This window comes from Bradyrhizobium sp. CCBAU 11386 (genome assembly GCF_028128955.1).
In the GTDB taxonomy this organism is placed as follows: domain Bacteria; phylum Pseudomonadota; class Alphaproteobacteria; order Rhizobiales; family Xanthobacteraceae; genus Bradyrhizobium.
Window position 1 is genome coordinate 21310 of sequence record NZ_LBKA01000245.1, and the last position, 17936, is coordinate 39245.

The window sequence follows — 17936 nt, forward strand, 5'->3', positions numbered from 1 at the left end:
ACTAGTTCGCCTTGATGCCGGCCTCGCTGATGAGCTTGCCCCATTTCGTGCTTTCGCTTTGAATGAAGCGACCGAACTGCTCCGGCGACGTCGGCGAGGGCTCTGCGCCGAGGGTCCGAATCTTCTCGACCACCGACGGGTCCTTCAGGGCTTTCGTGAAGGCCTCGTTCAGCCTGGCGACGATGTCGGCGGGCGTGCCGGCCGGCGCGACCAGCCCGAACCAGCCCACCGATTCGAAACCCGCAATGCCGGTCTCGGCCAGCGTCGGCACATCTGGCAGGGATGAAAGGCGGCGCGCCGAGGAGACGCCGATCGCGTTGAGCTTGCCTTCGAGAATCAGTTGCCTCGATGCGGGAATATCCAGCACCGCGAAGGGGACATGGCCGGCAAGGACATCGACCGTCGCCGGCGCGGTCCCCCGGTACGGAACCAGCTCCATCGCAATGCCCGCCTTCTGCGTGAACAGCGCCGCCGTCAGATGCATGGCCGTCGAATTGCCGCCATGTCCGATCGACAGCGCACCCGGCTTTGCCTTGGCGAGCGCGATCGTCTCCGCCGTGCTGTGCGCAGGTATGTTCGCAGAGGCGACGAGCACAAAGGGAATTTCCGCAAGCAGCGTGATCGGCGCGAGATCCTTCAGCTCGAACGGCATCGACGAATTGAGATGCGGGTTCACCGTCAGCGCGCCGGCCGGCGCAACGCCGAGCGTGTAGCCGTCCGGCCTCGCCTGCGCGACCGCGGCCATGCCGATGTTGCCTCCAGCGCCTGCGCGGTTCTCGATCACCAGGCTCTGCTTGAGTTCGGCGGTGACCAACGGCTCGAGCGCACGGATCACGGTATCGGCGCTGCCACCGGGCGGGAAGGTCACGATGATCTTGATCAATTGCTCCGGATAGGCGGCTTCGCTCGCCTCCAGCGGCAGCACGGCGAAAGTCGCGGCCATCAGCACGGCCAGAATGCGGCGCCTTGCAATGTGAAACACGGTCCCCTCCTCGGTACGTTCTTGTTTGTGAACCACGACCGGGCGGCCAGCGCCGCCAGACCGTCCGCCTCAAGTCGCCTTACGCCGCAGCGCCGGTGATGCGCGCCAGCAAGCCCAGCGGATTCTCGGGACCGACCTGCCCGCGCCAGGCGATGTGCTGGTCGGGCCGCGCCAGCACCAGCTTCTCGGCATAGGCCCCGTTCGCCTCGTCTGGCGCGATGTCGACCAGCGCGAGCGGGATGCCGCGCTCCCTTGCGGCGGATTGCAGCCGCGCCACGTCGATCGCCGGGTCGAACCGCAACAATGTGTAGCCGGCTCCGAATGCGTCATAGAGCGATCGTCCGTCGCGCAGGAACAGATGCGGCGCGCGGGCGCCCGGAACTGTGGAGGGCGTGAAGCTGCCCATCGCGTAAGCCGGTGGCGTTTCGCCGTCATAGGCGATGATCGGCGAGGCATCGTAGTAGTAGCCGAAATTGAGACCCGCGCAGCAATATTGCTGCACGTTGAGATCGTAGGCCGCTTTGGCCAGCGCTGCGCGCGCCGCATGGCCGCGCGGCGTGTCGTCCTCGATCTCCGTCGACACGCCGCCGCGCTGCGCCATCATCTTCATCGCATGGTCCATCGCGAAGCGCGACACCTGCTCGGTGATGGGCTGACGCTCCGCTTCATAGGCGTCGAGGATCGAAGCCGGCGCCCACCCGTTCAGATGCGCCGCCAGTTGCCAACAGAGATCGACGGCGTCCGCAATGCCCGCATTCATGCCGTAGCCGGCATAGGGCATCCACAGATGCGCGGCGTCGCCGCAGATGAAGACCCTGCGGTCGCGGAAACGATCGGCCACCAGCCGGCGCCCGACCCAGTCCTCCTTGCTGAGGACCCGGTATTCGAAGCGCTCGTCGACGCCGAGGATGGCGCGGATCGCCCAGTCCCGATCGACCGAATCGAACTCGGGCTCGTCGGGCTTGAGGTGGTTGTGGATCAGCCAGCGGTCGTGACCGTCGATCGCAACCGTAGTGCCCGAGCGTCGCGGGTTGAGCGAGAGCACCATCCAGGCCGGCTTGTGCGCGCCCATCAACTCCCTCAGCTGGGGCGCTTCGATGAAAGTCGATTGCACGCGCTGGATCACCGGCGTCCCGGACAGGCTGGCACCGATCGATTTGCGAGCCAGGGAACGGCTGCCGTCGCAGCCGATCACGAAGCTGGCTTCGATGCGAAGCGAGCTGCCGCTGTCGAGGTCGCGCGCCAGGGCGATCACATGGCCGTCGCCCTGTTCGATGTCGGTGATTTCCGTACGCGCCAGAATGGTGATGCGCGGTTGCGCGGCGGCATGGCTGAACAGGATCGGCTCGAGATAGACCTGGTTGATCCGGTGCGGCGGCTCGGGCGTCGGCCACCAGGTGTCCGGGCCGCCGGTTGCGCTGTAACGGCGCGCGCGCGAGGGAATGTCGATGCGGCACAGTTCGATGCCGGTCGCCGTGGTCCGGTAGGAGCAATCGTTCGGGAAGTCCGCAGGCAGGCCTGCGTCGCGCAGCTTTGCGGCGACGCCGAGCCGGCGGAAGATTTCCATCGAGCGCGCCGAGACGTGATTGCATTTGACGCTGGGCGGATCGCCGGCATGGCGGATCTCCGCGACGACGACGTCGATCCCGCGCGAGGCCAGATCCATTGCCGCGGTCAGTCCCACGGGCCCGGCGCCCACGATCAGGACTTGTGTCCTCATATGCTCGTCTCCATCCATGAGCCGTTTGTAACACCGGCTGGGCAATGCGCGGCGCTTGGCTGCCTCACTTTAGAGTGGAACGATATCAACATGCATGACAGCAGCGCGTTCTGCATCTATTGCGCGGAGACAGCGAGTGATCGCCTCGTCAATCCCATCCGGATCACTGACTCTTTCGCCATGAGCACCGAACGCGCGGGCGATGTCGACGAAGTGTCGCTGCTCGTCCCGACGATCGGTACGAAGCTTGGACAGGAACGCGTCACCCCGCTGCGCAGCGCCATCCGGATAGACTCGCTGAACCGATGCCTTCACGGCCTGCCAGCCGCCGTTATCGAGAATGACGGTGAAGATCGGCAGCCGATACTGCTGAGACACGGCATAGACGGAATCCGGCGCGCCGAAGTGGAAAGCGCCGTCGCCGACAATCTGCACCACCCGACGGGCGGGATTCGCCAGCCTGAGGCCAAGCGCCATTCCGCCGCTGAAGCCAAGCCCCCCACCGGCCAGGCCCACATAGGTCAGAGGCTTCGTGCGACGAAGCTGCTGCTGAAGGATGGGCGCATTGCGGACCGCTTCATTGAGGACGATGTCGTCCTCCGACAGGAGCGCCTGTAGCCGCGCGAAGAGGAATGCCGGATTGATCGCGCCTGCTTGGCCGCTTTGCGCGGCCGCCGATCGTCGCCTCGCCTCTCCGGCGTCGAGCGACGGCTGCCAGCTCTCGATCCGGTCGCGCACTTTCCTCCGGTAGGCCTCATCGGCTCGCGCTTCGACGATCTCGAGCACCTGTTGCAGGATGATCGCCGAATCCCCGTGGATGCGCAGGTCGGTGGCAAAACCCCACATCGGAATATCCGCCTTCAGCGGATCGATATCGATCTGGATCCAGCGCAACGCCTCTGCCGGCTTCACCGCCTGCGGGACGAAGGGCACGTCGGTATCGATGAGCAGTCCGAGGTCGGCATTGGCCACCAGCGCGGCTGGATCGGCGCCAGCGGAGCACGGCGAGTCCTGGGGAATGTTCACCGTCACCGGATTGAACTCGGCGACACGGATGCCGCAGGCAAGCGCCAGGCGCGCGAGCACAGCCACGGCATCTGCATTTCGTCCGAGATAGGCGGTCAGCGCGATCGGATTCTCGGCGGTCATCAGCGCTTCGGCCATGGCTTGCGCGCGCGCCGGCTCGATGCCGCCCGCCTTCACGCATCCGAAGCGCGCCGGCGGATAGGCCGGCATCGCCTGCTCGTCCCAGGTCTCAGCGAGGGTTTCGCGCGGCAGCATCATGTAGACGGGGCCCGGTGGATCGCTGTGCATGAATGCCGCGGCGCGCGCCAGCGCCTCCTTCACGACTATGCCCGAAGGAAGCGTGTATTCCCATTTGACGTAGGGACGAACGATGCTCGCTGGATCGAAGCCGTCCTGCACGAAGTGCACATAGGTGTCGCGCGATCCCTGGAGCTCGCCATGCAGCGTGAACGGAGCCCGGCCGGCAAACAGCATGCCCGGCAGCCGATAGCGAAACAGGTTCTGGATCGCCATGCACGCGTTGGCGGTGCCGGCATCGACGTGGACGAATACGGCCTGACCGCGGCCGGTCGCAAGCGCGTAGCCGGCCGCCATGTGGACCGCGACCACCTCGTGGGGACACAGGATGACCTCGGGATGCCGCCGCCCCTCGCTGTCCCAGCGCGCGATCTCCTCGATCAACGACACATGGTCGGTGCCGAGATTGGCAAAGATGTAGTCGACCCCGAGATCGAAGAGGGCCTCGAGGAAGTAGTGCGCGGTGCTGTACGTTGTCATAACTACTCAGTTTCTGGTTGACGCCGTCATCGGCAGAGCCAACCGCGGAATCAGACCGCAGCTTGTGTCGCCGTTCCTGCCACCATGTACCAGGTCACCAGCACTCCGCAGATTAACGCGCCAGGCAGAGACATTCCGGTGCGTCGCCAGGTGAAGGTCGAGATCACCGCGACGGCCGCAAGGAGCGGAATGAACTGAATGCCAATGATGGTTGACAGCGGCACGACCGGTGAGGCTGGGAACGGATTTATCAGCTTCCCACCAAGCCACATCGCCAGATATTGGCCGCCGATAAGAACGACAAACCCCAGCGAGAGTACCAGGACCGTCGTAGCATAGTGGCCGAGCGCCGGCGCATCGAGGCGGCTGAAATTGCCATGCAGTGCGCGTAGCGCAACAATAAAGAAGAGCGTGAACGGAACAAGATAGATCAGCATGATCATGAATTGCGTCGCGCTAGGCAATTTAAGTGCAACGACCCAGAAGCGAAAGTCGATCTTGAACAGAAGGTCGGCGAGCCAAACCGACACAAAGCCGATCGCTATGGTCGCAAGCGCGATCAAGACGGCCTGTCCCGCAACCCCTTTGCGACTGGTATGACTGGGCACGAAAGGGAGCAGTGCCAGCGTAATCACGGTGTTGATGAGCGCCCAGGTCATGATGTTGGTTGTAAAAACCTGCGGGAGGAAACGCGATGCCGGCAGCCACGCATTTCCAATGGCAAAGGCAGGATAGTAAGTTACCGCAGGCAACAACGCCGAGATCAAGAAGGCGACCCACCAACGCCTGCCCTTTGGCAAAGAGGCACTCGTCGCACCAGACCGGGCCGGCTCGATCCGAAGCGGCGCAAACGCTGCCCACGTCAGCAGCAGGTCGAACGCACCGAGCAGAAAAACAAGGAACCCTATGAGAGCGACCGACGTGCCGATCTCCTTGCGGAGCCAGATCTGATCGGTGGACGGCAAAGGTGTGCCGCCTGCCAATGTTCTGCCAAACCAATCGAGGCTGTCGCCTATCGCTTCGTGCGAGAAGTGATCGGCCGGATGCGTAATTGCCGGCGTATAAAGAACCCGCGCTGTACCTTTGCTGATGTCACCGTAAGTCTTGCCGGGCTCGATGGGTCCCGTAGCACCGAACACGGCGCCAAGCTTTGCCGACTGAGGGACATTCCTGGCATACTCGCTACCCCACATGATCTGAGAGAACTCGTCATATTGGGAGAAGACCACAGCGAGGTTACGCGGCCAGGAGGGCGTTCCTTCGGCTGCAAAGGGCTTCCCGGTAGACGAGCCCTCCAGCACGATTGATTTGTAAGCGTCCGGCATCGCTGCAGCCGCGGCAAGAACCGTCCAGCCGCCCATGGAATGCCCTTCAAGGCCGATGTTGGCCTTGTCGACAAAGGGCAGGCTACGCAGATAGGCCAGGCCATCGGGACCGCCGAATCCGTGTGCGATAGCGGGCGGATCACTGTAGCCGTGACCGGTCTGGTCCAGTGCAACGACGACGTAGCCGCGCCTGGCGAATTCGATCGCAAAACCGTCCTGCGTCTCGCGGGAGTTGAGATAACCGTGGACCGCTAGGATCCCGGGTGCGGGGCTGCTTTCGCTTGCATTCCGCGGAATATAGACGAGAGCGCTCAGGGTATTTCCCGCGGCGCCCTTGAAACGCACGTCTTCGATACGAATGCCATTGGTCGTCTGTGTGAAATGCGCCAACATCCCACCCAGCAAGATAAGAACGGCTCCTATTGCAGCCATCGTTGCTTTAGGCATTGAGTCCCCCCTTAAAGACAAGAAAAGGCGCGGCGCGTAGTCAAACGGCGTGAGCACTGGCTTTTCTGATGGAATCGTGGTCGCTGCTGGTCGGCTTGGAGCCGGCTCCGCGCAACCGCTCGAACAGCCGGTCAGGCTCACGCGGCGCGGCCTGGCCACGCCAGGCGATGTGAGAATCCGGTCGCACCATCAGCAGAGTCTCGGCAAAGCCGTAGTTGGCCCTGGCTCGATCGACATCGAGCAGCGTCAAGGGAACGGCCGAGCGGGCGGCCGCGTCGACCAGCGGTGCCGCATCGACCGCGGGATCGAAGCGAACCAGCGTGTAGGCAGGTCCCAGCGCGTCGAGCAACGAGCGGCCATCGGACAGCCAGACGTGCGGCGCGCGGGCACCGGGTACGGTCGAGGCCGTAAAGCTGCCCATGCTGTAGGGCGGCGGCGCCTCGCCGTCATAGGCGATGATCGGCGAGTGGTCGTAATAGTAGCCGAAGTTCAGCCCGGCGCAGCAATATTGCTGGACGTTAAGATCGTAGGCGGCCTGCCCGACCTTGCTGCGTACGGCATCGCCGGCCGGACCATCGAGTTCGACCTCGGCCGGCACGGCGCGCCTCTGACCCATGACGGCCAGGGCGTGGTTCATGGCAAAATGCGACACCTGCTCGGTGATCGGCTGGCGCTCGGCCTCGTAGGCATCGAGCAGCGCGGGGTGCGCCCATCCTTGCAGGACGCCGGCCAGGATCCAGCAGAGGTCGACGGCATCCGCGATGCCGGCGTTCATGCCGTAGCCGGCATAGGGAATCCACAGATGCGCGGCGTCGCCACAGATGAATGCACGGCCGCCGCGGAAGCGATCGGCCACCAGGCGGCGCCCGACCCAGTCCTCCTTGCTGACGATCTCATATTCAAACCGATCGTCCACGCCGAGAATGGTGCGGAGCGCCCAATCGCGATCGACGCTGTCGAACTCGATTTCTTCGGGCGCGAGGTGATTATGGATCAGCCAGTTGTCGCGGCCGTCGATGGAGACGGTGGTGCCGCAGCGGCGCGGATTGAGCGACATGGTCATCCAGGCCGGCTTCTGGGTGATCAGGTCCTTCAGCGCCGGGGCATGGATATAAGTGGACTGCACGCGCTGCACGACATCGGTGCCGGCAAGGCGCGAACCGATCAACCTGCGCACCGTGGAACGGCCGCCGTCACAGCCGATCACATAATCGGCGGCAATGGCGATGTCCTGGTTGGTGTCGAGATCGCGGGCACGCGCGATCACGCCGTCTCCCTGTTGATCGAAATGCTCGACCTGGACGCGATTGAGAATCCTGATGCCGGGCCGCGCCTCGGCGCAGGCAAACAGGATCGGCTCGAGATAGATCTGGTTGATCCGGTGCGGCGGCTCGGGCGTCGGCCACTCGGTGTCCGGTCCTCCGGTCGCCGTGTAGCGATCCGCCCGGCAGGGAATCGGGATGCGCGTCAGTTCGCGCCCGACGACGGCTGTACGGTAGGCGCAGTCATTCGGAAAGTCGGCAGGCAGTCCGCCTTCCCGAACCTCGCGGACGATGCCGAGACGGCGGAACACCTCCATCGAGCGCGCGGAGACGTGATTGCATTTCACGTTCGGGGGTTCACCGGCGCGGCGGATCTCGACCACGACGACGTCGATGCCGCGGGAGGCGAGATCCATGGCGGCGGTCAATCCAACCGGCCCAGCGCCGACGATGAGGACCTGGGTCTGGATGCTTTTCATGTCATCTTCTCTGGCTTGTTCTAGGCTCCGGCGCGCTCGGGTACCGAAAGCGCGTCATGCTGTGTCTCGCTGCTCGGCGCGCGGCCGCGACGCATGCTCAGGAAGGCTAGGCCAAGGATCACCAGAGCCGAGCAGAGCTGCGGCACCGCGCTCACCTGGAAGAGCGATGGGATGCTCCATTGCGCCGCGAGCATCAGTCCGCCGACGGTAACGCCGAGGATCGAACCGAAACGGCCGATGCCGAGCGCCCAGCCGAGTCCGGTGGCGCGGATGTAGGTCGGGTAGAGGCGAGCCGCATAGGCATTGCAGCCGATCTGGCCGCCGATCACCGCAACTCCGGCGACGAAGACCGCCGGCACGAGGATCGGCAGCATGCTTCCGGCAAGGCCGATGGTGACGATCGAGGCGAAGCCGGCGACATAGGTCAGGAACAAGACGCGATGGAAGCCGAGCCGCTCGATCAGCAATCCGAGCCCGACCGTACCGAGAATTCCGCCGAACTGAAAAGCAACGCCGACTGCTATTGCCTCCTGCAAATCGAGCCCGACGCCATGCGTCAGCGTCGGCAGCCAGCTGTTGAGGAAGTAGATGTCGAGCATGTTCATGAAGAACATGACCCACAGGAGCAGCGTCGGCACGAGCCGACGGTTGGTGAAGAGCTGCGGCAACAGGAAGCCCTTGCCGCTTTCCTCGGCAATGACGAAGCGCGCATCCGCCGCAAAGGCTACCGAGGGATCGATCCGCGCCAGGAGCGCGCGGACGCTGCCGCTCTTTCGTTCATCGAGCGCGAGCAGCGACAGCGATTCCGGGAGCCAGACGATCAGGATCGGGCACAGAATGAGCGGAAGGATGCCGCCGATCACGAAGATGACCTGCCAGCCATAGGCCGTGATCAGCTTCGCCGCGACCGAGCCGCCGATTGCGGAGCCCAGCGAGACTGTCATGAACATCAGCATGATCAACAACGTCCGGCGGCGTTGCGGTGAATACTCGCCGGTCAGCGCGATCGTGTTGGGCAGGACGCCGCCGAGGCCGAGGCCAGTCACGAAGCGCAGCATCACGAGGTCGGAAACACTCGTAGCTTGGCTGGTTGCCAACGATCCCAGCGCAAACAGGAGGACACCGGCGATCACCAGCCATTTGCGACCAAAATAATCGGCGAGCGCGCCCAACAGCAGCGAACCGATCATCACGCCGAACAGCGACGCACCGAACACGGGTCCCAGCGCGCCGGGCGCCAGATGCAGGTCCTTGCTGAGCGCCGGCGCGACGAAGCCGAGCGCCTGGGCGTCGAAGCCGTCCAGCCCCACGACGAGCGCGCACAGGCAGATGACACGAATCTGGAATGCCGAAACCGGACGGTCGTCGATGAAACGGCCAATATTGATGACCTGCGCCAAATCTCCCTCCCCGTGCTTCTTCTCGTTGTCCGACCGACGGGTCGCCCCGCCGACAGCGGCGCCGGTCAGAATTATCTTGCATGCCCGAACTCTTTCGATTAGCCACAAAATTTTCATCGATTCACAAGGTTATCTTATGAATCCAACCATGCGGCAGCTCGAGGCTCTGGTCCTGGTCTATCGCCTCGGCAGCATCACGAAGGCGGCAGCCGAGCTGCGCGTGACGCAGTCGGCGATTAGCCTGCTGATCCGGCAGATCGAGGAGAACTTTCAGCTCAAGCTGTTCGACCGGACGACGCGCGCGCTGCACCCGACGGCGGCCTGCAAGGAAGCTGTTCCAGCCGCGGAGCGGATCCTGTCGGGCGCCCGAGGGCTGTCGCAGCACATGCGCGACCTGGTCGAGTTAAGAGGCGGACGGATCGCCGTGGCGGTCTCCGCAGGAGTAGCGTCGGCGCTGCTCCCGCGCATCCTGGCGCGATACCGGTCGCGTTATCCCGAGGTGAAGATCGACCTTTTCGATGTCGCCCCCGATGAACTGCTGTCGTTCGTCACTGCCGGCCACGCGGAATTCGGGATCGGCAGCTTCGAGGACGACGGTCGGTCGGAGGCGCGGATTGAGACGCTGATGCAAAGCCCGCTTTCGGCGATCGGTGTCAAAGACGGCCGGTTCGAGAAACGTCGGCGCCTGACCTGGGAAGATATCGCAGCTTCAGACCTGATCGCGATGCGTCGTGGAACACGGATCCGGACCCAGATCGACGAGGCGCTCGCGTCGACGGGACAGGAATTGAAGCCGGCTCTCGAAGTCTCGCTGATCACGACAGCCCTGGCGCTGACCGCAGAAGGCGCCGGAATCAGCATCCTTCCGGCGCACATGCTGCCGAGTGCGCAGTTTCCGACGCTTGCAGCCGTTCCACTCAGCCAACCGACCGTCAACCGGCATGTCTCTCTCTTGAGCCGAGCCGATTTTGCACTCTCGCCCGCAGCGGAACGCTTTTTCGAGATCGCCAAGCACGCCATGTCGACGAGATAGCTGCCAATCGATCGAGAGTCACAGGCCGCAGGGCTCAGTTCGGAGCCGATTCATACCTGGGTCCGCGAAGTGTCGTCGAATCCTGGAAAGTCGCGCGCGGGGCTTTTTCGAAGCCGTTTTGATATGGCGGAGAGGGAGGGATTCGAACCCCCGATAGGCTTGCACCTATGCCGCATTTCGAGTGCGGTGCATTCAACCACTCTGCCACCTCTCCTGAAGGCGCCATATAGGAGCAGGGCCCCTGTGGTTGGGGGCGTTAATAGGCGAGGATGGCTGGCCAGACAAGGCGCGAAAGGGGAAAATCCGCTGCCTCTTTCACCCCCGTCCTTCAGCCCGGGAGGAACCGCTGTGGAGCATCTGACGATCAAGGCCAATGGCGCCGATTTCCACCTGGTCCGCGCCGGCTACGGCAAACCGCTGCTTTTGCTGCATGGTTGGCCGGAATTCTGGCTGACCTGGGAGCCGGTGATGGCCCGGCTGGCCGATCGCTTCACGCTGATCGCGCCCGATCTGCGCGGCTTCGGCGACAGCGACAAGCCTGACGGGCCTTACGGGCCGGATGGCCATGCCGCCGACATGCTGGCGCTGATGGAGGGGCTCGGCATCGCGCGATTCGGGGTCGTCGGCCATGATGTCGGCGGCGCCGTGATGCAGCCATTGGCGCGGCGGGCGCCGGAGCGGCTCGCTGGTCTCTTCTTCTTCGATTTCGTCTATCCCGGCATCGGACCGCGCATGGCGGCGCCTGATAGGCTCAACCACATCTGGTACCAGTCCTTCCACCAGATGGAGATGGCGCCCGCGCTCGTCGGCGCGAGCCCCGAGAGCTGCCGGCTCTATATCAGCCACTTCCTGAAGGGCTGGGCGCATCGAAAAGACGCCTTCGACGACGTCCTCCACGCTTTCGTCGACAATTTCGCTAGGAAGGGCAACCTTGCCGGCGGCTTTGCGCATTATCGCGCCTCGCATGCCGGGCGTGTCGCGATGATGAAGGGCGAAGCCCCACAGCTGCCGCCGATCGATGTGCCGACCTGCGTGCGCTGGGCCGAGCACGATCCGCTGTTTCCCTATGCGTGGACCGACCGGCTCGGCGAGACCTTCAGCGCGCTCGATCTCGCGATGTTTCCCGGCGCCGGCCACTTCCCGCATCGAGAAAACCCTGACCACGCGGCCGCGGAGATCGCGGCGTTCTTTCAGCGCGTCGGCTGGAGTTGAGTGCGAGTAAGGGGTGGGACCGCCAGACGCGGTAAACACTGGCGGTCCCGTGCCGCTCATTGAAATACTGACCGGGAAGGGCGGCTTCGCCGGCCAGGTGAGGCGACAATTCGACCGTAGCGTGTACCCCATGCACCGCAACGCAATCCGTCCCTTAACCTAACCAGTCAAGGTTACTCCTTGTCAGACTTAGCCTTTTTCTTCCCATTCTCGGTAGAATCACGGTCTTTCCCATTGTCCTTGCGGCGGTTGGTGAAGCGCGCATTGCCGAGGCCCGTGCCGATGGTGAGCACGCCCCAGCGCTCGACGTCCTGCATGAACGGCACCTCGGAGAGGCCCTGAACCACGCCGTCATTGTGCATCAGGATCGCGGTGTCGTGCTCGCCGATCTCGGGGATGCCCTCGCTCAGGCTCGCCGGCAGGTTGAACTTGCTGCTCTCCCAATTGCCCGGCAGGTTCTGCGCACCCTTCTCGATCGAGCCGTCTGGGTTGATCACGCCGGGACAGGCGATGCCGATGAAGGGCGCGAGCTTGAAGCCTTCGGTCTCGGCCTCGGTGATCAGCCCTTTCAGCATCTTGGTGAGCCGCTTCACCGCGCCTTCGCGCGTCGGCTCGTCATCGGCATGACGCCACAGCTCGGATTTCACCACCTTGGCCTTCGACAGGTCTTTTGCCTTTTTCCAGCTCGTCTCCACCAGGCCGCAGCGGATGTTGGTGCCGCCGATATCGACGGCGAGGATGCTGTCATGAGCCTCGAAGATCCATGATGGCGCCAGATGCAGCGCACCGATCAGGCCGGCTTCATCAGGATGATGGCGGATCGGCTGCATGTCGATCTTGAAGTCCTCGGATTTCAGGATGATCTCGGTGCGCGCAATCGCGAGCTCGCCGAGCCTGGAATCACGAAATCCGCCGCCGACGATGATGCGTTCGGTCTTGGCCCAGGCCTTGGTCTTGAGGAAGCGGCGCGTGACTTGGGCAAGCTCCTGGGCGAAATCCTCGATCGCGCTGTGGACCAGCGCCGAGGCCTCGGTGTCGTCGCCGATCAGGATCGCATCCAGCGTCTTCTTGCTGATCTGGTCCGAGGGCTCCTTGCCGAACGGATCCTCGCCGGTCTTGCGCAGCGGCTCGCGCCAGCGGTCGAGGATCTCGCGGAACGCGCCCTTGCTGGCGCGGTCGCCGAGAAAACCGTCCTCGTCCTTGATCTCGATGTTGAAACTGTCGACATCCACCGACGGCAGGCGGCTCGCGCCGTGCTGCGCAATGCCCGTCGTCGCGACCAGTTCGTCCGTTGCCATGGGTGCCCTTGCCCGCTAGCGAAATCCTGGGGACAACGGCGCGGGAACCCGTTGGTTGCAACGCCGGGGGAGAATCGGCTGACGGGCGGGCGGGCGGCCAAATCCTTCAAATCCGGGCCTTTTTCGGTGGTTTTCCTTGACTTGCGGCGTCCGGCGGCTATAAGTCCCACACCCGGCGCGGGGCGTTTCTCGCGCCGCTTGTTTTTGCGTGGGTTTTCAAAGGGATAACTCCCGCCCGCACAAAACTCGCATAAACCCATAGCGACTGACAAAAAGCCGGCCCCGACAGACTGTCGCGAGGCCGGGATTGAACACGAAGGAAAGCAACGATGTTCGCAGTCATCAAAACCGGCGGCCGGCAGTACCGCGTCGCTCCGGATGATGTCTTGGAAGTAGGCAAGATCGAAGGCGAAGTTGGCTCGATCGTGCAACTGACTGAAGTTCTGGTGGTCGGCGGCGACACGCCGATCCTGGGTCTGCCCACGGTGGCCGGTGCGTCCGTGGCGGTCGAGGTGCTCGACCACAAGCGCGGCCCCAAGGTCATCGCGTTCAAGAAGCGCCGCCGCAAGAATTCGCGCCGCAAGCGTGGCTACCGCGACGAGATCACGGTGCTGCGCGTCAGCGAGATCCTGACGGACAACGCCAAGCCCACCAAGGGGCCGCGTCCGAAGAAGGAAAAGGTCGCCAAGGAAGCGACCAAGGAAGACGCCGCCGCATAAATTGATCACGCCAATTCACGAATTGATGCGTGAGAAATTGTGAAATGATTCCGTCAAGGAATTGATCTAGAACTAAGCAGGATTTCGGAGACGAGCCATGGCTCACAAAAAAGCAGGCGGTTCATCGCGCAACGGTCGCGATTCAAAGGGCAAGCGCCTCGGCATCAAGGCGTTCGGCGGGGAAGTTGTGATTCCCGGCAACATCATTGCGCGTCAGCGCGGCACCACCTGGCATCCCGGCCTTAATGTCGGCATGGGCACGGACCACACTTTGTTCGCCAAGATCGAGGGTCGCGTCACGTTCCAAGCCAAAGCCAACGGCCGCACATTCGTATCGGTACTCCCGATCGCAGAGGCGGCTGAATAGACGGTGGATCAAATTTGGAGTCCGCCGGGTCCTGACCAAACCGGCGGAGTCCACGAGTAGGCTCCAGGGGAGGCGGGAAACCGGCCTCCCCTTTCGTTTTGTCTTAGTGACTTCGACGGAGCCGGACATGTTGCAGGATTTTTCGAGCACCACCTTGCGGGAGGCGAGACCGAGCGTCGTCGCCACCGAACGGCTGACCTTGCGGCGCCCGACACTTGCCGATGTCAGGACCATCGCCCACCTCGCCAACGACCGGCGTGTCGCGGAAAATACCCGCCGCCTGCCGCATCCCTATTCGCAGGACGACGCCGTCGAATTCGTCCGTGCCACCGCCGAGATCGGCAGCGAGACCGTGTTCCTGATCGAGCACGATAGCGGGCCGGTCGGCATGGTCGGGATCGACTGCTCGAAGCCCGACAATGCCGAGCTCGGCTACTGGCTCGGCGTCGAGCATTGGGGCCACGGCTTCGCTACCGAGGCCGCGCGCGGCGCGATCGACTTCTTCTTCGAGGAGTTCGAGGACGACTACCTCTATGCCGGCGCGCGCGTCACCAACCCCGCCTCGCGCAAGGTGCTGGAGAAGTGCGGCTTCCAGTGGAGCGGCGTCCAGCTGCACCGCTTCCTGGCGCTGGGCTCCTCCACGCCCGTCGACTGCTTCCGCCTGTCGCGCGGCGTGTGGGCGTCGCTGAAGAGCTGGAGCAGCGCGAGGCGGATGAGGTAGGGCGCAGGCCGCGCCACAATCGCCACTGTCGTCCCGGCGAAGGCCGGGACCCATAACCACAGGGAGCAGTGTTGCGCGAAGCTCCCACTCCGAGTCTTCGCCAAACACCTCCCTGTGGGTATGGGTCCCGGATCTGCGCTCCGCTTGTCCGGGACGACGACCGAATTTATTCGGCTGCTATCAAACAGGCGGATTCACCTGCGTGTCGCCGCGTCCCAGATCCCGCTCACGCAGATAGATATAGAACCCGGCGCCGATGATGACGGCGGCGCCGACGATCGTTGCAATCGACGGCACGTCGCCGAACACGACGAAGCCGAAGATCACGGCCCAGACGATCATCGAATATTGATAGGGCACGACGACGCTGGCCGGCGCGAGTTTGAGGGACCGGTTGACGCAGAACAGCGCCGTCACCGAGATGCATCCGGCCAGCGCGAAGATGACGAGGCTGCCTGATGTCGGCGGCACCCAGTGGAATGCCGACAGCACCGCACCCAGCGAAAACGTGCCGACGAATTGCGAGGACGCCATCACGATGTCGGGGGTCTTGCGCAGGCTGCGCGTGATCAGCATCAACGTCGCAAAGGACAGGCTGCCGCCGAGTGCGATCAGCGCCGGCAGGCTGACGGTCTGCGCCGACGGCCGCAGCGCGATCACGACGCCGCAGAAACCGATCAAGATCGCCGTCCAGCGCCGCCAGCCGACCTTCTCCCCCAGGAAGATCGCCGACATCGCGGTGACGAAGATGGGGCCGGCGAGATAGTACGTGATGACGTCGGCGAGCGGCAGATAGACCGTCGCAAGGAAGAAGGCGGCCACTTCCAGCGTCGACAGCACGACGCGAAACAGCTGCAAGCGCGGCCGCTCCAGATGCAGGAACTGGTGACGCTGCCGCCAGATCAGCGGCGACAGCAGCAACAGCGCCGCGCAGGCGCGCAGAAACAGCAACTGCCCCACCGAATAAGTCCCGACCAGGAACTTGCCCATGGCGTCGCCGAACGAGAACATGAAGATCGACAGCACCATGAGTGCAATGCCGGCCAGCCGCGCCGATCGGTCGTCATAGGCGGAGAGATTCTTGAAGAAGGGCATCGCTGTCGCGTCGTGGCAAACCCGTCATTGCGAGGAGCTCTTGCGACGAAGCAATCCAGGCTGCTTCCTCGGAGACAGTCTGGATTGCTTCGCTTCGCTCGCAATGACGAGCGGAGAGAGCGTCGGAAAACCGCGACTAGTGCCGCTTGCGGTCGTTTTAATGACGTGGGCGACCAGGACAAGCCCACCACCGCCGAATTGAACGGATTGTCGCACTCTTCGCGTCGCGGTAGCGATAGGCGCCTCACCGACAAAGAGAGCTTTGACATGACCGACTTCGATCCAGCCCGGCACCGCATGATCCCCACGCAACGCTGGTTTGAGGATTTCGTCGTCGGCGAACGCTTCGTGCTGCCGAGCCGGACCCAGACGTCGGCGGTGTTCGCGGCGTTCCAGACCGCGAGCGGCGACACCCATCCCGTGCATTACGACGTGGAATATTGCCGCAGCCGCGGCATGCCGCATCTGCTCGCCCACGGTTTTCAGACCTTGATCCACACCGCGCCCGGGGCCGGCCTGTTTCCGTTCATGGTCGAGGAGTCCCTGGTCGGCTTCCTCGAGCAATCGAGCCGGTTCCTCAAACCCGTGTTCGCCGACGACACCATCTACCCCGCGCTCGAGGTCACGGAGCTGATGCCGGGACGCTCGACCGGCGTGGTGACGCTCAAAAGCACCGTGTTCAACCAGCGCAAGGAGCTGGTGCTGGATGGCACGCAGAAATTCCTGATCCGGCGCCGGCCCCTCTGAAGTCGTCTTGGAAGTCACCTTGGGGTTAAGCAAGGGGCGAAATTCGCGGAATTTCGGCCGGTTTGCGGGTCAGTCCGGGTTGCCGCGGAGGACCGGCTGGCCTACCTATGGCCCATGAAATTCCTCGACGAAGCAAAGGTCTATATCCGCTCCGGTGACGGTGGGAACGGCTGCGTGGCGTTCCGCCGCGAGAAGTTCATCGAATTCGGCGGCCCCTCCGGCGGCAATGGCGGTCGCGGCGGCAATGTCATCATCGAGGTCGCCGACGGGCTGAACACGCTGATCGACTACCGCTACCAGCAGCATTTCAAGGCCCAGAAGGGCGAGAATGGCGCAGGCTCGGACCGTCACGGCGCCAACGGCAAGAACATCGTGCTGAAGGTGCCGATGGGCACGCAGATCTTTGATGAAGACCGCGAGACGCTGATCCACGACTTCACCAATGTCGGCGAGAAGTTCGTGCTGGCCGAGGGCGGCAATGGCGGCTTCGGCAACGCGCATTTCAAATCCTCGACCAACCGCGCGCCGCGCAACGCCAATCCCGGCCAGCCCGGCGAGGAGCGCTGGATCTGGCTGCGGCTGAAGCTGATCGCGGACGCCGGCCTCGTCGGCCTGCCCAATGCCGGCAAGTCCACCCTCCTGTCCAAGGTCAGCGCGGCCAAGCCGAAGATTGCCGACTATCCCTTCACCACGCTGCATCCGCAGCTCGGCGTCGTGAATTCCGACGGCCGCGAATTCGTGCTGGCCGACATCCCCGGTCTCATCGAGGGCGCGCATGAAGGCGCGGGCCTCGGCGACCGCTTCCTCGGCCATGTCGAACGCTGCCGCGTGCTCTTGCATCTCGTCGATGCGACCTGCGAACACGCCGGCAAGGCCTACAAGACCGTGCGCACAGAGCTCAACGCCTATGGCGGGCTGCTCACCGACAAGATCGAGATCGTGGCGCTGAACAAGATCGACGCGGTCGAGCCGGATGAATTGAAGAAGCAGAGGGACCGGCTGAAGCGCGCCGCCAAGAAGACGCCGCTGCTGCTCTCCGGCGTCACCGGAGAGGGCGTGAAGGAAGCCTTGCGCGCGCTCGTCGCGGTGATCGGCGAGGCCCCGGTGTCCGCCAAGGCGAAGAGCGCCGCCGAAGCGGAGCCGTGGTCGGCCTAAAACTCTCTCCGCAACGTCGTCCCGGCGAAGGTCGGGACCCATAACCACCGAACGCGATTTGGCGAAGATTGGTCATTGCCATTTTGCGCCATAACTCCTTCTGAGGAGTATGGGTCCCGGCCTTCGCCGGGACGACATTGGAATGTAAGGTCGCAGAAGCGCGCAACACTG

15 protein-coding genes and 1 tRNA gene are annotated in these 17936 nt (G+C 63.7%); 7 read left to right on the top strand and 9 right to left on the bottom strand.

All coding sequences use genetic code 11. The features are described from left to right. Nucleotide 1: 1 nt before the first annotated feature. The 6 genes from XI09_RS28980 to XI09_RS29005 form a co-directional block, all read right to left on the bottom strand. Nucleotides 2-982: a Bug family tripartite tricarboxylate transporter substrate binding protein gene (locus tag XI09_RS28980; protein WP_271569874.1), complete on the bottom strand. Its 981-nt coding sequence runs from the start codon at nt 980-982 to the stop codon at nt 2-4. A gap of 79 nt (nt 983-1061) precedes the next feature. After that, nucleotides 1062-2702 carry an FAD-dependent oxidoreductase gene (locus tag XI09_RS28985; protein ID WP_271569875.1) on the bottom strand — a complete coding sequence of 547 codons (1641 nt, stop codon included), beginning with the start codon at nt 2700-2702 and terminating at the stop codon, nt 1062-1064. A gap of 69 nt (nt 2703-2771) precedes the next feature. Next, complete coding sequence (locus XI09_RS28990; protein WP_271569876.1) at nt 2772-4505, bottom strand: thiamine pyrophosphate-requiring protein; 1734 nt, start codon at nt 4503-4505, stop codon at nt 2772-2774. A gap of 50 nt (nt 4506-4555) precedes the next feature. Continuing rightward, the gene (locus tag XI09_RS28995; protein ID WP_271569877.1) at nt 4556-6277 is read right to left on the bottom strand and encodes an alpha/beta hydrolase family protein; all 1722 of its coding nucleotides are present in this window, start codon (nt 6275-6277) and stop codon (nt 4556-4558) included. Between the two features lie 40 nt (nt 6278-6317). Further along, nucleotides 6318-8018: an FAD-dependent oxidoreductase gene (locus tag XI09_RS29000; RefSeq protein WP_271569878.1), complete on the bottom strand. Its 1701-nt coding sequence runs from the start codon at nt 8016-8018 to the stop codon at nt 6318-6320. Nucleotides 8019-8038: 20 nt separating this feature from the next. Then, a complete protein-coding gene (locus XI09_RS29005) occupies nt 8039-9418 on the bottom strand; it encodes an MFS transporter (protein ID WP_271569879.1) in 1380 nt (459 codons plus the stop codon). A 136-nt stretch (nt 9419-9554) separates the two neighbouring features. Here XI09_RS29005 and XI09_RS29010 point away from each other — a divergent pair, with 136 nt between their 5' ends. Next, nucleotides 9555-10451 carry a LysR family transcriptional regulator gene (locus tag XI09_RS29010; protein WP_271569965.1) on the top strand — a complete coding sequence of 299 codons (897 nt, stop codon included), beginning with the start codon at nt 9555-9557 and terminating at the stop codon, nt 10449-10451. Nucleotides 10452-10575: 124 nt separating this feature from the next. Here XI09_RS29010 and XI09_RS29015 read toward each other — a convergent pair. Then, nucleotides 10576-10665, bottom strand: a tRNA-Ser gene (locus XI09_RS29015). 134 nt (nt 10666-10799) lie between these two features. Here XI09_RS29015 and XI09_RS29020 point away from each other — a divergent pair. Beyond that, nucleotides 10800-11663, top strand: a complete 864-nt coding sequence (locus XI09_RS29020; protein WP_271569880.1) for an alpha/beta fold hydrolase — start codon at nt 10800-10802, stop codon at nt 11661-11663. 173 nt (nt 11664-11836) lie between these two features. On the opposite strand, the gene XI09_RS29025 is transcribed toward XI09_RS29020, so the two are convergent. Beyond that, on the bottom strand, nt 11837-12961 hold the full coding sequence (locus XI09_RS29025; protein WP_271569881.1) for an ROK family protein: 1125 nt from the start codon (nt 12959-12961) through the stop codon (nt 11837-11839). Nucleotides 12962-13290: 329 nt separating this feature from the next. Here XI09_RS29025 and rplU point away from each other — a divergent pair, with 329 nt between their 5' ends. From rplU to XI09_RS29040, 3 genes are all read left to right on the top strand, one after another. Then, complete coding sequence (gene rplU, locus XI09_RS29030; RefSeq protein ID WP_271569882.1) at nt 13291-13680, top strand: 50S ribosomal protein L21; 390 nt, start codon at nt 13291-13293, stop codon at nt 13678-13680. 97 nt (nt 13681-13777) lie between these two features. After that, a complete protein-coding gene (rpmA, locus tag XI09_RS29035; RefSeq protein WP_011083253.1) occupies nt 13778-14047 on the top strand; it encodes a 50S ribosomal protein L27 in 270 nt (89 codons plus the stop codon). 127 nt (nt 14048-14174) lie between these two features. Further along, nucleotides 14175-14768, top strand: coding sequence for a GNAT family N-acetyltransferase (locus XI09_RS29040; RefSeq protein WP_271569883.1), 594 nt, complete (start codon nt 14175-14177; stop codon nt 14766-14768). Nucleotides 14769-14948: 180 nt separating this feature from the next. Here the strand turns inward: XI09_RS29040 and XI09_RS29045 are convergent, their stop codons facing one another. Continuing rightward, nucleotides 14949-15863, bottom strand: a complete 915-nt coding sequence (locus XI09_RS29045; RefSeq protein ID WP_271569884.1) for a DMT family transporter — start codon at nt 15861-15863, stop codon at nt 14949-14951. Nucleotides 15864-16130: 267 nt separating this feature from the next. On the opposite strand from XI09_RS29045, the gene XI09_RS29050 reads away from it, so the two are divergent. After that, a complete protein-coding gene (locus XI09_RS29050; RefSeq protein WP_271569885.1) occupies nt 16131-16610 on the top strand; it encodes a MaoC family dehydratase in 480 nt (159 codons plus the stop codon). Between the two features lie 114 nt (nt 16611-16724). Next, on the top strand, nt 16725-17765 hold the full coding sequence (gene obgE, locus XI09_RS29055; RefSeq protein ID WP_271569886.1) for a GTPase ObgE: 1041 nt from the start codon (nt 16725-16727) through the stop codon (nt 17763-17765). Nucleotides 17766-17936: the final 171 nt, after the last annotated feature.